The organism is Streptomyces sp. S.PB5 (assembly GCF_030403745.1).
Taxonomy (GTDB): Bacteria; Actinomycetota; Actinomycetes; order Streptomycetales; family Streptomycetaceae; genus Streptomyces.
Map to the genome: position 1 here is coordinate 91,114 of NZ_JAQMWP010000023.1, position 12,793 is coordinate 103,906.

Genomic DNA, 12,793 nt, shown 5'->3' on the forward strand with positions numbered 1-12,793 from the left:
TGCAGGCTCGTTGGGCTGAACGGGTGATGGTGTCGACGGGAGGGGCGGGGTAGATGGCGACGCGGGTGTTCTCCGATGAGGAACTGGAGGCCCTGCGGTCGTTCCCGGCGGTCGGTAAGGACGAGCTGATCCGCTACTTCACCCTCACCCCGGCCGACCGGGCGTTCCTGGCGAAGTTCCGCCGGTCCCAGAACGTACTCGGCGCGGCGGTGCAGCTCTCCGCCCTGCCCTGGCTGGGCTTCGTCCCCGACGATGTGCCCGCCGCGCCGGCGGCTGCGGTCGGCCGCCTGGCCCGCCAGCTGGGGCTCGCCGCCGGTGATCTGGCGGGCTACGGCGAGCGGGAGCAGACCCGCACCGACCATCTGCGCCAGGTCGCTGAGTATCTGGGGTGGAAGCAGCCGAAGGCCATCGAGCACAAGGAGCTGGATGAGTTCCTGTTGGCCCGTGCCATGGAGCACGACTCCCCGTCGCTGCTGTTCCGCCTGGGCTGCGAGTACCTGCGCTCGGCGAAGGTGATCCGGCCCGGGGTAGTGCTGCTGCTGGAGAAGGTCGCCAGTGCCCGTACCGCTGCCGAGCAGGAGACCCACGGCCGGTGGCCCACCTGCTGACCGGCGAGCGCGCCCGTGGCCTGGACAACCTGCTGGTCGTCGATCCGGCGTTGCGGTCCACGCGGCTGCACTGGCTGGGGACCGGGCCGGTGCAGGCGTCGCCCACTAGCGTGGGCGGAGAGGTGGAGAAGCTGGTGTTCCTGCGCGGCCTGGACGCGCACGCCCTCGACTTGTCCGCGCTGCCCGCCGAACGACGCCGCCACCTCGCCCAGATCGGCAGGCGTCTGACCGCGCAGGCCCTGGAACGCCGGGAGGCGAACCGACGCCACCCGATCCTGCTCACGCTGCTGGCGCAGTCCGCCGTCGACGTCCTCGACTCGGTCGTCCAGCTCTTCGACCAGACGCTGTCGGGCTCGGAGTCGAGGGCGCGGATCAAGCTGCGCGACGAGCTCGCCGAGCGGGCGAAGCTGTCGGAGGACCGGCTGAGCCTGCTGGACGAGATCCTGCCGGTGCTGGCCGATGCCGGTATCCCGGACGAGGCGGTGGGCACGCTACTGCGCGGCAAGATCGGCATGTCCCGTCTGATCGCCGCCCACGCCGGGGCCACGGTGCGGCTCCCGAAAGATCACGGGCATCTGCGGCTGCTGGAGGGCTCCTACACCTATATCCGGCAGTTCGCCCCGAAGGTGCTCAGGACCGTGCGGTTCAAGGGCGGCACGGAGGCACAGCCGCTGATCGAGGCGTTGGAGATCCTGCGGGAGCTGAACGCCACCGGCGCCCGCAACGTCCCCGACAAGGCGCCGACCTCCTTCGTGCCCGCCCGCTGGCAGGGCTACCTCGATGAGGCCGCGGCCAAGGGGGATGCGACCGCCTACCGGCACTACTGGGAGCTGTGCACGCTGCTCGCGCTGCGCGACGGTCTGCGCTCGGGGGATGTGTACGTGCCGGGCTCGCGCCGCTACGACAACCCTGAGACGTACCTCTTCAAGCCCGCCCAGTGGGCCACGCACCGGGTCGAGTTCTGCCGCCTGGTCGGCAAGAGCCCGGACGCCTCCGAGGCGTTGCCGCTGGTGATGGATGAGCTGGATGAGGCCCTGACCGATCTGGAGGACACCCTCAAGAGCGGGGACGGGCCGGTCCGCCTCAATGACGCGGGCGAGCTCGTGATCTCCCCGCTGACGGCGGAGGACATTCCGTCCGAGGCCGAGGAGCTGCACGGTGAGCTGGAGCGGATGCTGCCGAACGTGCCGATCGCTTCGCTGCTGGTGGAGATGGACCGCCACACCGGCTTCCTGGACTGCTTCACGCATGCCGGCGGCAAGCAGGCACGCTCGCCGCAGCTGAAGAGGAATCTGATCGCCTGTCTGATCGGGCTGTCCACGAACATGGGGCTGCACGGGATGGCCTCCTCGTGCGGTATCCCGTATGACGTGCTGGCGTGGACGGCGGAGTGGTACATCCGCGAGGAAACTCTGCGCGAGGCGAACATCTGCTTGGTCAACTACCACCACCAGCTGCCGATGACCGCGATGTTCGGCTCCGGGACCCTGTCGTCCTCGGACGGGCAGCGGTTCCCCACCCGCGGCAAGTCGATCACCGCCCGGCATCTGAACAAGTACTTCGTCAACGAAGGCATCTCCACCTACACCCATGTCTCCGACCAGCACTCCACCTTCGGCACGAAGGTCATCGTGGCCACCCACCGCGAGGCCCACTATGTCCTGGACGAGATCCTGGGCAACGCCACCGACCTGCCGATCACCGAGCACGCCACGGATACGCACGGGGTGACTCTGGTCAACTTCGGGCTCTTCGATCTCGTGGGCAAGCAGCTCTCGCCGCGCATCCGTGACTTGGGCAAGATCACTCTGTACCGGATGGGCGGGAAGGCCAACTACGAGGAGAAGTTCCCCACCGCCGGGCCGCTGCTGACGAAGAAGGCCAACCTCGACTTGGTCGCCGCGCACTGGGACGACCTGCTGAGGCTGGCCGGGTCGTTGAAGTACGGGCACGCCACCGCTTCCCTGATCGTCGGAAAGCTCTCCGCGTCCTCCCGGCAGAACGCCCTGGCCGCCGCGCTGAAGGAGTACGGCGCTATTCGCAGGACGATCTACGCGGCGAAGTACTTGTCCGATCCGGCCTACCGCCGCAAGATCGCCAGGCAGCTGAACAAGGGCGAGTCCCTGCACTCCCTGCGCCGTCAGCTGCACTACGCGCGGGAGGGCAAGGTCACTCGGCGCCAGCCCGAGCAGCAAAACGAGCAGGCGTGGTGCCTGACGGTGGTGACGAACGCCGTGGTCTGCTGGCACACCGAGTACATGGGCCTGGCTGTCGACGAACTGCGCGGTGCCGGTCGTGAGGTGGATCCCGAGGTCCTCTCTCACATCTCCCCGGCCCGCAGCTCGGCGGTGAACTACTACGGCTCGATCACTGTCGACTACGACCGCGAACTCGCCCAGCTCGACGATCAGGGCCACCGACCGCTGCGTCCCGTGATCCCCGACGACCCGGCAGCCGGACAGTAGACAGGCAGGCACCAAGCGCTGTGCCGTCGCCGGAGGGGGCTGCGGCTCAGTCCCTCGGGTCCTGGCGGAGCATGCGGATGACGGCGAGGACCCGGCGGTTGTGGTCTTCCGACACCGGCAGGTCCAGCTTTCCGAAGATCGCCGCCACGTGCTTCTCGACGGTGCCCGCCGACACGTGCAGCTGCTGGGCGATGGCCGTGTTCGAGCGGCCCTCGGCCATCAGGGCCATCACGTCCCGCTCCCGGTCGGTGAGCGCCTCCAGCTTCTCGGTGCGGCGGTTCGCACTGGCCAGCTGGGTGACGACCTCCGGGTCGAGGGCGGTGCCGCCGGCCGCGACGCGTTCCAGCGCGTCGGTGAACTCGGCGACGTTCGCTACCCGTTCCTTGAGCAGGTAGCCCACGCCCGCGGAACCCTGCGCGAGCAGCCGGGTCGCGTACTTGGTCTCGACGTACTGGGAGAAGAGCAGGACACCGGTTGCGGGGTGCCGCTCGCGGATGTCGATCGCCGCGCGCAGCCCGTCGTCAGTGTGGGTCGGTGGCATCCGGATGTCCACGACCGCGATGTCGGGCCGGTGCTCGGCGACGGCCGCGCGCAGGGCGTCGGCGTCCGCGACCGACGCGGCGACCTCGTGGCCGCGCATGGTCAGCATCTGGGCGAGCAGCTCGCGCAGTACGGCGGCGTCCTCGGCGATCACTACGTGCATGGATGCAGCCTCGCACACATCGCGTCAGCGGAGTCAGGCATGGAGGGGCAACCTCACCCGCACCGTCGTGGGGCCCCCGTCGGGGCTGTGGACCGTCAGCTCGCCGTCGACCGTGCGGGCCCGCTGGACGAGTCCGGCCAGGCCGCCGCCCTCGGCGATGTGCGCACCGCCGCGGCCGTCGTCGATGACGCGCAGCCACAGCGTGCCGTCGCCGGTGGACGCCTCGATGCGGCAGCCGCGCGCCCCGCTGTGCTTGATGACGTTGGCGAGCAGTTCGGAGGCGCAGTAGTAGGCCAGGCTCTCGATGGCCGGGGTCGCCCGCTCCGGCACGTCCACCGATACGTCGACCGGCAGTGCGGTGCGTGCGGCGAGGGTGGTCAGGGCGTCCGGCAGGCCGGCGTCGAGGGCCGGCGGGTGCAGGCCGCGGGAGAGGTCGCGCAGCTCGGTCAGGGTCTCGGCGGCGTTGTCGCGGGCGGTCTCGACCAGGCGGTGCAGCTCGGGCCGGTCGCGGTCGTCGAGCTGCTCGCGCACCATGTCCAGGCTCATCGCCAGGGCGGCGAGGCGGACCTGCGCGCCGTCGTGCAGATCGCGTTCGAGACGGCGCAGCCGCTCGGCCGCGTCGTCGACGGCCAGGGCGCGGGTCTCCTCCAGCTCCCGCACCCGGTCGGCCACCGCGCCGGGGGCGAGCAGCGCGCGCAGCAGCTGGCGGTCCAGGGCGACGAAGGCGCGCGTGACCCACGGGGCGGCCAGCAGGATCGCGCAGCCGAACGCAGCCGCCGCGAAGGCGGCGCCGAGCGAGTGCGGGCTCAGTCCGAGACCAGGAATGGGCGAGAGGAGGCTGAAGTCGTGTTGCCCGGCCGCCCAGCGCAGCGGCGCGATGACATGCAGCGCGCCGATCACCCACCACGCCACCGCCCACAGGCCGAGGGCCGACACCGGCAGCTTCACCAGCACGTAGGCCACCGCCCGCCACGCGGTGACGTCCTGAAGACGCGCCTTGACGCCCTCGACGCGCCCGCGGCCGGCGCGAGGCCGGGGCGGCTCGGCGACGTGCTCGCCGAGCAGCCGCCGAGCGAGCCGGCGCTGCAGCGCGCCCAGGCCCCGGGCGAGCGCGAGCCCCGCCACCAGGAAGAGCAGGCCGGGCACTGCGCCGAACACAGTGAGAGTGAGCGCGCAGCCGAGCGCCACGACGGTCACGGCGACGAGGGTGAATCCCACCAGGTTGGGGACGAAGGACAGCAGGCAGTACGCCGTCTCCTGCCACGCCCGCCGGGAGAACGGCGCCGTCAGTACGGCCCGGAGGGCCGGTACGGTGCGGGCGGCGCGCGGTTCACTCATCGCGCCATCCTCTCGCGCCGTCCTCGACACCGCGGGCCCATGGCCTCGATCATCACGACTCCTCATGCGCTGCGCCGCGTAACGCCTTCGATGGGCCGTACGCGCAGCATCCGCGCCAGTGGCGCGCAGTACGCGGCCAGGACGAGACCGGCCCCGCTGATCAGCATCGCCAACCAGACCCACACCGGCAGCTCCGACACCGGCGTGCCGACCTTCTGCCCCAGCGGGACGAGCACCGCGAGTGCGGCCAGCGTCCCGGCGCCCAGGCCCGCGAGAGCAGTGATCGCGCTCTCGGCCACCACGATGGCCTTGACCTGCCGCTTCTCGGCCCCCACCGTCCGCAGCAGGGAGAACTCGCGCAGCCTCTCCAGGGTCAGCATCACCAGAGTGTTCGCGGCGACGACCCCGGTGAAGCCCGCGTAGAGGAGGGTCCCGAAGACCGCCATCCAGTCCATCTCCGCGGCCCCGGTCAGCGTCACGAACTGGGCCACCGCGAAGGCCGTCATCATGGCGATCGGGGTGATCGCCGCCGCGAGGCGGCGCGAGCGCGCACGGGCCCCCGCGACGGCCAGCTCACCGGCAACACCTCCGTAACGGCGGAGCAGCGGCGTGGCGACAGCCGTCGCCAGCCGCCCGATCCAGGGGCCGCCCAGGCCGATCGCGACGAGGTAGGCGAGCAGCACCATGGGGATCTCGGACGCCGCGTCCTTGGCCGAGCTCACGCCCGCGACCACCGTGAGCGCGCACGCCGCGGCGAGGACGACCAGGGACGCGGTGGCGCGGACCCGGCCGGGCCGCCCGCTGCCCTGTACGGCCGATTCGGCCAGGGCCGCCGACGGGCGGGTCCGCGACGCGCGCCAGGCGGCGATCTTCCCGCCCAGCTGGGAGCAGACCACCAGGACACTCGCCGTGGTGAACAGGGGGATCAGGCCGACGCTCATCGTCATGCCGTCCGGGACCATGCCGCCCGCGGCCATGCCGTCGAACCAGACGTGGGCGAGCAGCGCGCCGAGCCCGTAACCGACGGGCAGCGCGAGCAGCGAGGTCCACAGCGCCTCGGTCGCCACCATGCGGCGGATCTGCTTGGGCTCGGCGCCGATCGCCCGCAGCAGCGCGCTCTCGCGGCCGCGCTGGGCGACGGCCAGGGACATCACCTGGCCGATGACGAAGACGGCCATGTAGATGGTGAGGATGCTGAAGGCGATGCCCACGTCGTAGAGCTCGGCCTGCTTCGGGGAGACGGGCACGCGCGAGGCGGACACAGCCAAGGCCACGCACGCGGTGGTGACCGTAGCGGAGAAGACTAGGGCGGCGAACGTCCCGGCGAAGGCGGAGGGACGGGCCTTGACCGAGGCGGTGGCCAGACCGGTCGACCTGAACAGGCTCATGCGCGCACCCCTGCGGCGGGCCGGGCCGGGGCGGTGTCCTGGACCAGGCTGCCCTGCGAGAGCCGCAGCACACGATCCGCCTGGGCGGCAACCGCCGGATCGTGCGTGACGACGACGACCGTGGCTCCGTGCTCACTGACCGACTCCCGCAGCAGGCCGAGGACCCCGGCCGCGGTCTCCTGGTCGAGCGCGCCCGTGGGCTCGTCCGCGAAGACGATGGCCGGATCCGTGATGAGCGCACGGGCGATCGCCACGCGCTGCTGCTGTCCGCCGGACAGCTCGCCGGGCCGCCGGTCCTCGCGCCCGTCGAGGCCGACGCGGGCCAGCATGCGACGCGCCCGCTCGGGATCGCGCGGCTTGCCGTCGAGGCGCAGCGGAAGCAGCACGTTCTCCTGCACAGTCAGGGCGGGCAGCAGGTTGAAGGACTGGAACACGAAGCCGATGCGCCCGCGCCGCAGCCGGGTCAACTCGCGCTCCCGCATCGCGCTGATCTCCTGGCCGGCCAGGCGCACCGTGCCCGAAGTGGGCCGGTCCAGACCGGCCGCGCACTGCAGGAAGGTCGACTTGCCGGAGCCGGAGGGCCCCACGACCGCGGTGAGCGTGCCGGCGTACAGGCGGGCGTCGAGATCACGCAGAGCGTGGACGGTGTCTGGCCCGCGGCCGTAGCTGCGGCTGACCTGGTCCAGTTCAAGGACGGTGTTCATGGGGTTCCTGTTCGTGCGCCGGAAATGCGGCTGTTTTGCGTGACACGTTCCACGCTATGGACCGGGGGCGGGCGCCGGTACGGGGCTGTCCTCCGAGACCTCTGGGGGAAAACCCCCAGGCCATGGCCCGTCGGGCGCAGGCGCCGATGGCATCAGGACACGTCAGGCCGCGACGGAAGTCCGGCGTATCGGGACGAGCCTCAGCCAGGTCGCGCAGCGCCACAGCCATTCGGCCGGGCCGTACCGGAAGCGGCGCAGCCACCGTGCGCACGCGGTGGCCTGCGCGGCGACCAGGACCGCGGTGCCTGCGAACGTCAGGGCGGCGTAGTTCCATCCGCGTACGTCGACCAGGGCGGCGAACACCACCGCCGCGGCCGCCTGGGTGAGGAAACAGGTCAGCGCCATTCGGCCGAGCGGGGCGAGCACGGTGGTCAGCCGTGCGCCGATGCCGGTGCGCAGCGCGAGCAGCAGCCCGGTCACGTACACCGCGGAGGTGGAGAACAGCCGTATGTCGGCGAGCACGGAACCGGGCACGCTCGCCGTGTTAGGTCGCAGCACGAGGGTGGTGACTGCGAGCGCCGCCGCGACGAGGAAGGCGATGTGCAGCTGCCTGGCGCGGTTGGCCAGGTCGGTGTGGATGCCGTACCGGACAGCGGCGGAGCCGAGGGCGAGCAGGCCGACCGAGGTGAGGACGATCTTCAGGCCGTATCCGACGGCCTGCGGGTCCTGCTCAATGATCGCGACCGACCCGGCCAACACCCCCAGACCCACCAGGAGTTCCGCGCGGCGCGGCAGGTAGGACAGCGGCAGCAGCACCACGAGGCCCAGCACGGCATACACCACGAGCTGGAGGTTCTCGTCGAGGGCGAACAGCTGCACCGTGCCGATCGCGAACAGTGCCGCAAGGCGGCGCGCCAGGACCCCCCGCGGCCGCGATGCCCTCTCGGACGCCGATTGCAGGATCAGCGCGAAGCTCACGCCGAACAGGAGCGTGAAGATGAGGACGAAGCGGTGGAGCACGAGATTGTCGTGAAGGAACGACGAAATGGCGTCGGGGCGCGGGTAGTGGTCCTCGCCGAAGGTGAGCGCGAGGTTCACCAGAGGGAGGCCGGCGAGCGCGAAGCCGCGTACGACGTCGAGGTCGGGAATGCGGTGTCTGGTCGTCTGCGTCATAACACGCAGCGTCACACCCGGAGTTGGCCTCCTGGAATCCGGCAGGCCCCCAGCCTGTCTGGGTGAAATCCCCCAGGACGCAGGCGGTGCCCGGCACTCCCGCCACTGTCGTCATTCGATCGAATGACGACAGGCCCGGCGGGCGTCCAATGAACCCAGAGATTTCGGGGCCTCGCAGCGACTCTGATCCAATGAGATCCGATGGCGGCTGACGACAGGGTTAGATGACAGCCGAGGTCCGATGCGGCGACGGAAGCGAGGAAGAGCGTGGCCAATCTCGTCTACAAGCGGGTCTCGACCGACCAGCAATGACCGACCGCCAGAACCTCGTCCTGGACGAGGCCCAGATCGAGGACCCGGTCGTCTTCGAGGAGGAGCCGGGCACCTCCAGCCGCCTCCACCCACTTGAGCGCCCGAAGTTCAGTGAACTACTCACCTACGCGCGGCCGGGCGATGTCGTGCACATCTCCGAGATGTTCCGCCTCGTACGCAGCACATCCTCGACGTGCTCGACATCCTGCACCGCGACCACCTCGCCCTGCGCATCCACGACGGCGCGTTCTCCGCGATGGACCTCACCGCCCGCCACCCCCGCACCGGAGAACTGCTGTCCACCGTGAAGTTCATGGTGCAGACCCTCGCCGCCGCCGGCGAACTCCAACGCGACCTCCAACGCGAACTCACCTACGACGGACTACGGGCCGCCGAGGCCAAGGGCAACAAGGGCGGCCGCCGCCCCGCCGTCCCGACAGACAAGACCGACACCGTGCGCACCGCGTACCTGAACGGCCAGTCCATCGCCAGCCTCGCCCGCGAGCACGACGTCAGCCGCGGCGCCATCCGCACCGCTGTCGCCGACCTACTGCCCGAGCACGCCATCGACGACCGCGAGGGCGCTCCGGCCCCGGAACTGCCGGTCGCCCTCGACATGCCGGGCAAGGTCGCCGACTTCCTCCGTGCGGCCGCGCTGGACCCCGGCGAGCGGGCCGCGCTCGACCAGGGCGTGACCGTACGACGCGGCCAGGGCTACACACTGCGCGTCAGCACCACCCCGGCGGTCCACCAACAACTCCTTGCTCGCTGCCAGCCCCTCCACGGCGCCCAGAGCGTCCCGGCACAGCGCAAGGCCCGCCGCGAGTACGCGAACCGCGTCAGCACTCTCGGCCAGTGACGCAGGCCCCCTGAGCTGGGCCGCAGCCCCTTAGCGTTGTTTTCTCCGCGAGAACTACTGGGATCCCGTACGGGCAGCGGGGGCACGGCACGCGGCGGCGCTTCCTGAGCCTCCGACGGACGATCTGCCCGTGCCCGACGGAAGAACCGGAACAGACAGGTACACGCATGGCAGGCGACCCATGAATCTCCCCTGCCGCGCTCCTTGACGCCCGCTCCCGCCACTCTTACCGTAGCGATCACTCCAGCCGCTGTAGTGAACACTACAGGAAGGCCGCCTGTCGGCGCGCACACCGCTGCCGGATGCTGCAGCTGCCCGACATACGTCTTGCTCTTCCAGCGGCTTCAGGTCCCCCTTCGCTCCCTCGGTGAGGTGCTCCATGGCTGTTACCGGACAGATCGACCCGCGCGGCATGAGACGACGCGGCGTGCTCAAGGCGGCGTTGCCGCTGGGGGTCGCCGCGACAGCCCTCGGCGCAGTGCCGGCGAGCGCGGTCGGCGCCGCGTCCGCGGACGCTCCGGCACCCCGCGGCCGGGACCGTATCGATGTGCACTGCCATCTGATCCCGGACTTCTACCGCCGGTCCCTGGCGGCGCACGGCGTGACCACGATCGGGGGTGTGCCGGTCCCGGCGTGGAGCCCGGCACTCGCGGTCGACTTCATGAACCGCTACGGCATCCAGACCCAGGTGGTGTCCGTCTCCGAGCCGGGCGTCACCTATCTGTCCTCCAAGGAGGACCGGGTGGCGATGGCACGGCGTCTGAACACCTACACGAGCCGGGATCTGGTGCACACGAAGTCCGCGCCCCTGAAGGGACGTTTTGGCGGCTTCGCCGTCCTGCCTCTGGGCGACATAGCCGACGAGGGCGATGTCGCCCGCGCTGTCACGGAGGCCGAGCGGGCCGTAGGAGACCTCAAGCTGGACGGTGTCGGCATCTTCAGCAGCTATGGCGGAACGTACCTGGGCGACCCGGTGTTCGAGCCGCTGATGAAGGCGCTCGACGATCTGGGTGCCATGGTGTTCATCCACCCGGTGACCCCGCAGAGCTACCCGGACCTCGGACTGCCGCCGTTCCTGTACGAGTTCACGTTCGACACCACCCGCGCGCTGGTCAACATGCTCTACAAGGGCGTGTACCAGCGCTACCCGCGCATCCGCTGGCTCGCCGCCCACGCAGGCGGCACCCTGCCCTACATCTCCTACCGCACCAGCCTGCTGACGCTCACCCCGGCGATCGCCCAGCAGGTGGGGGCCGCCGGTGCAGACTCCAGCAGCCCGCACTTCCGCAAACTCTTCTACGACACCGCCCTGTCACCGGCCCCCCAGGCCATGAAGTCGGTGCGGGAACTGGCCGGTACCCAGCACATCCTCTTCGCCACCGACTGGCCCTTCACCAACGCCTTGTTCCCGGCGGCCGGTGACCCCGCACCGCAGCTGGACCAGACGTTCGCACCTGCTGAACGACTGGCTGTCGAGCGGTCCAACGCCCTGGCTCAGTTCCCCGCGCTGGCCGCGAGGATCGGAGCCGGTCCGGCCTGAGTCCGGCGCGAAGACGGCCGCCCCCTGTCCATCTGCCGCTGTGAGTGAGTCGCTGCCTGCGCCGCGGCCCGGTCGAACCGCCGGGCCGCGGCGCACGTCATTGCTGTCCCGCTCCCGCGAGGACCTGCTCACGCCAACGAGCATCCCCATCGCCTTCCTCGGCGCCCTGTGCACGCCGTCCGGCAACGCTGCCCGCCCAACCGAGAAGGAATCCCAACGGGATCGCCAGCACGGCGGTGGACTGCAGCTCGATGACATGGAAGTCGTGTTCCGGCAGGAGTGAGGCAGGTGCGCCGGAGACGGAGAGGGAGCATACGTACAGAGCGGTGGTGCAAAGGACGCCGCCGTGCACGGTCCACAGCAGACCGGTCCGGTTGTACCGGCTCCAGAACAATCCGTACAGACAGGCAGGAAGGACCGTGGAGGCGGCGAGCGTGAGCGCCAGATGGGTCAGGGACTCAAGGTTGCGCCCCTGGGCCACCGCCGCCAGGAGGATGCCGAGTCCGCCCACGCCACCCACCGCCCATCGGGCCGAACGGACTTCCCGGTGCCCGGACATACGGCCCCGGCGCACCACGTGCGCGTGCAGGTCGTGGGCCAGCGTGGCCGCGGCGCTCAGCACGATGCCGGCGACCACCGCCAGTACGGTGACGAAAACCGCGCACGCGACGGCGGTGTACAGCGCGCTGCCCAGAAATCCCGAGGTGCCACCCTCCAGGTCCCCGGCCAGGAGGACAAGGGCCGTCTGGCCGCTGCTGTCCACGGCAAGGATCTTCTGGGCTCCCACGACACCGGCGGCACCGAGTCCCGCGATGACGACGCAGAGGCAGAAGACGGCCATGAGGGCGACGGCGTAGCGGGTGGCCCGCCGGGCGGCGGCCCCGTCGGCGGCCGAGTTGATCCTCATCAGGACGTGCGGCATGCACGCGCCGCCCAGGACGACGGACAGTTGCAGACTCAGGAAGTCGAGGCGTCCGGCGCCGCTGTCACCCAGGACGTGACCGGGCTCGAAGTAGCGGTCGCGAAGCCCGCTCCCCTGCTCGGCCGCGGTCAGCAGAGCGTCCAGGTCGAAGTCGTAGCGCCGCAGGACCAGGAAGGCGAGCAGCAGCAGGGTGGTGAAGACCACGGCCACCTTGACGATCTGGACCAGGCTCGTCCCTCTCATGCCGCCGAGCACCGTGAAGCAGATCATCACCGATCCCACGAAGACGGTGCAGACCTGCTGGGCCCCCTGGCTGGTGACGCCGAGCAGCAGTGCCGTGGCGCTGCCGGCTCCGGCCAGTTGGAGGACGAGGAAGGGCAGGCAGACGGCCAGGGTGGCCGTGGCCGCGGCGATACGGGACGAGGAACCCGGCGAGCGCAGCGCGAAGGCGTCGCCCAGGGTGTAGCGGCCGGCGTTGCGCAGCGGACCGGCGAGCACCAGGAACACGCCGACGGCCAGACAGCTGCTGACCGCCAGGGAGACGCCGTCGTATCCGGCCACGGCCACCAGGCCGGAGACGCCCAGGAGTGTGGCGGCCGATATGTAGTCCCGGTGAGCGCCAACGCGTTCTGCATCGGCGTCAGTGACCGGCTGCCGGTGTAGAAGTCGCCCGTGGTGTCACCCTCGGGGCCGGCCAGAACGCACAACAGCAGGGCCAGGACGACGAACACCATGAAGGCGGTCAACACCACCGCCCGATCGCCGGAACCGCCCGAGACCG

General features: G+C 70.6%; 11 protein-coding genes. 5 read left to right on the forward strand and 6 right to left on the reverse strand.

Annotation, left to right across the window (positions count from 1 at the left end; all coding sequences use genetic code 11):
- Positions 1 to 53: 53 nt before the first annotated feature.
- Complete coding sequence (locus tag PH203_RS41775; protein WP_289927311.1) at positions 54 to 608, forward strand: DUF4158 domain-containing protein; 555 nt, start codon at positions 54 to 56, stop codon at positions 606 to 608.
- A complete protein-coding gene (locus PH203_RS41780) occupies positions 593 to 3,073 on the forward strand; it encodes a Tn3 family transposase (RefSeq protein ID WP_289927313.1) in 2,481 nt (826 codons plus the stop codon). Before PH203_RS41775 ends, PH203_RS41780 begins: the two co-directional genes overlap by 16 nt.
- Positions 3,074 to 3,119: 46 nt before the next feature.
- Here PH203_RS41780 and PH203_RS41785 read toward each other — a convergent pair whose 3' ends face one another.
- From PH203_RS41785 to PH203_RS41805, 5 genes are all read right to left on the reverse strand, one after another.
- A complete protein-coding gene (locus tag PH203_RS41785) occupies positions 3,120 to 3,776 on the reverse strand; it encodes a response regulator transcription factor (protein WP_289927315.1) in 657 nt (218 codons plus the stop codon).
- A gap of 33 nt (positions 3,777 to 3,809) precedes the next feature.
- On the reverse strand, positions 3,810 to 5,114 hold the full coding sequence (locus PH203_RS41790) for a sensor histidine kinase (RefSeq protein WP_289927317.1): 1,305 nt from the start codon (positions 5,112 to 5,114) through the stop codon (positions 3,810 to 3,812).
- 62 nt (positions 5,115 to 5,176) lie between these two features.
- A complete protein-coding gene (locus tag PH203_RS41795; protein ID WP_289927318.1) occupies positions 5,177 to 6,502 on the reverse strand; it encodes an ABC transporter permease in 1,326 nt (441 codons plus the stop codon).
- On the reverse strand, positions 6,499 to 7,206 hold the full coding sequence (locus tag PH203_RS41800; RefSeq protein WP_289927320.1) for an ABC transporter ATP-binding protein: 708 nt from the start codon (positions 7,204 to 7,206) through the stop codon (positions 6,499 to 6,501). The genes PH203_RS41795 and PH203_RS41800 overlap by 4 nt, the downstream gene beginning before the upstream one ends.
- A 162-nt stretch (positions 7,207 to 7,368) precedes the next feature.
- Positions 7,369 to 8,379, reverse strand: coding sequence for a DUF418 domain-containing protein (locus PH203_RS41805; RefSeq protein ID WP_289927321.1), 1,011 nt, complete (start codon positions 8,377 to 8,379; stop codon positions 7,369 to 7,371).
- A gap of 308 nt (positions 8,380 to 8,687) precedes the next feature.
- On the opposite strand from PH203_RS41805, the gene PH203_RS41810 reads away from it, so the two are divergent.
- The 3 genes from PH203_RS41810 to PH203_RS41820 all read left to right on the forward strand — a co-directional run bounded on the left by PH203_RS41810 (position 8,688) and on the right by PH203_RS41820 (position 11,090).
- On the forward strand, positions 8,688 to 8,999 hold the full coding sequence (locus PH203_RS41810) for a recombinase family protein (RefSeq protein ID WP_289927324.1): 312 nt from the start codon (positions 8,688 to 8,690) through the stop codon (positions 8,997 to 8,999).
- Complete coding sequence (locus PH203_RS41815) at positions 8,885 to 9,550, forward strand: hypothetical protein (protein ID WP_289927325.1); 666 nt, start codon at positions 8,885 to 8,887, stop codon at positions 9,548 to 9,550. Before PH203_RS41810 ends, PH203_RS41815 begins: the two co-directional genes overlap by 115 nt.
- Before the next feature lie 379 nt (positions 9,551 to 9,929).
- Entirely contained in the window at positions 9,930 to 11,090 is a 1,161-nt protein-coding gene (locus PH203_RS41820) for an amidohydrolase family protein (RefSeq protein WP_289927326.1), read from the forward strand.
- A gap of 97 nt (positions 11,091 to 11,187) precedes the next feature.
- On the opposite strand, the gene PH203_RS41825 is transcribed toward PH203_RS41820, so the two are convergent.
- Positions 11,188 to 12,615, reverse strand: a complete 1,428-nt coding sequence (locus PH203_RS41825; RefSeq protein WP_289927364.1) for a cation acetate symporter — start codon at positions 12,613 to 12,615, stop codon at positions 11,188 to 11,190.
- Between the last annotated feature and the right edge of the window lie 178 nt (positions 12,616 to 12,793).

Bases quoted from the DNA above. Each gene is read 5' to 3' on its own strand.
- PH203_RS41790 (WP_289927317.1), bottom strand. From the start codon at position 5,114: ATGAGTGAACCGCGCGCCGCCCGCACCGTACCGGCCCTCCGGGCCGTA.
- PH203_RS41810 (WP_289927324.1), top strand. From the start codon at position 8,688: ATGACCGACCGCCAGAACCTCGTCCTGGACGAGGCCCAGATCGAGGAC.
- PH203_RS41775 (WP_289927311.1), top strand. From the start codon at position 54: ATGGCGACGCGGGTGTTCTCCGATGAGGAACTGGAGGCCCTGCGGTCG.
- PH203_RS41800 (WP_289927320.1), bottom strand. From the start codon at position 7,206: ATGAACACCGTCCTTGAACTGGACCAGGTCAGCCGCAGCTACGGCCGC.
- PH203_RS41820 (WP_289927326.1), top strand. From the start codon at position 9,930: ATGGCTGTTACCGGACAGATCGACCCGCGCGGCATGAGACGACGCGGC.
- PH203_RS41795 (WP_289927318.1), bottom strand. From the start codon at position 6,502: ATGAGCCTGTTCAGGTCGACCGGTCTGGCCACCGCCTCGGTCAAGGCC.
- PH203_RS41805 (WP_289927321.1), bottom strand. From the start codon at position 8,379: ATGACGCAGACGACCAGACACCGCATTCCCGACCTCGACGTCGTACGC.
- PH203_RS41785 (WP_289927315.1), bottom strand. From the start codon at position 3,776: ATGCACGTAGTGATCGCCGAGGACGCCGCCGTACTGCGCGAGCTGCTC.